The organism is Vibrio sp. 1731, from assembly GCF_033339955.1.
Classification (GTDB): Bacteria; Pseudomonadota; Gammaproteobacteria; order Enterobacterales; family Vibrionaceae; genus Vibrio; species Vibrio alginolyticus.
In genome coordinates, this window is record NZ_JAWOVO010000173.1 from 1 (window position 1) to 1,037 (window position 1,037).

A 1,037-nucleotide genomic window follows, 5' to 3' on the forward strand; every position below is an offset into this window, starting at 1 on the left:
GCCGCAGGATTATCACCGCCTGCTAACGCGATGATGGCGTCTGGCGTGGTATCCAAGCCTGCAACATTGGCTGGGCGACCTTCGTGAATAAGCAAAAACAGCACTTTCTTTTTAGCAGAAGGTGCAGGCTGATTCGCTTGCAAAGATTCGACTTGCGTTTTTACCTCTTGCTTCAAGTTTGTTGCTTGAGACTCACGGTTCATGATCGTTGCAATCTGGTCGATACGATGCAAAAGCCCGTCAACGTTGGCTTCTGTATTGACTATCTCGACATCCACACCTGCCGACTTTAGTTGATTTAAGGTGGTTGTTGGGCCCATCTCATCAGAGCCAATTAACTTGGTTGGGCTCAGTGCCAACAACCCCTCTGCTGAAAGTCGGCGATGATACCCAACATCGGGTAACTCCATGCCTTGCGGCAAAGTACTGGTTACATCAACGGCGACCAAGCTGTCTTTCGCATCGAGCGCAAGTAATAGTTCGGTAACGGCGCTGCCCGCACTGACGACGCGTTCTGAGGTCGGGGCGTTGTTGGCAAAAAGGTTCGTGCTTGCAAGTAACAGAGCGGCAGCAGTCAACGCAGTGCGCACTGGTGATAATGTGTTCTTCATGAAAATGTTCTCAGTTTTATGTTCTTGTTATGGCGACTCTTCAGTGAGCAATTGAGTCGCCTGAATTCCGTTTTCTTGCAAAAAGCCAAGAAGCTGAACAAGTGATTGAATATTGGCTGTTTTTTCAGCACCAATCACAATAGGTTTATCGGTTGATTTACTCTCTTCTAGCAGCGCGAGAGTGAAGTTTTCCCAATCGATGTACGTTTGTCCGTTGATCGCCCAATAAGGCTCATCCTTGAGGATATTAACGGTAATCGACTGCTTATCGACCTCTGCAACGGCCTGAGAGTCGGTGCTTGGCAGCGTGACATCTAATGAATCGAGTTTGACTGCGGCGGTAAGCATCAAGAAAACCATCACAATAAAAATGATGTCTAACAGCGGTGTTAAATCTGGTGTTAAGCCGTTGCGGTTATTGTCCTG

General features: G+C 47.9%; 2 protein-coding genes. Both read right to left on the reverse strand.

What is annotated here, in order from left to right; all coding sequences use genetic code 11:
- A partial coding sequence (locus R7035_RS26015; protein ID WP_318146421.1) for a hemin ABC transporter substrate-binding protein occupies positions 1 to 611 on the reverse strand: 611 nt, incomplete at its 3' end.
- A 27-nt stretch (positions 612 to 638) separates the two neighbouring features.
- Positions 639 to 1,037: biopolymer transporter ExbD (locus tag R7035_RS26020; RefSeq protein ID WP_318146422.1), on the reverse strand; the 399-nt coding region annotated here is incomplete at its 5' end.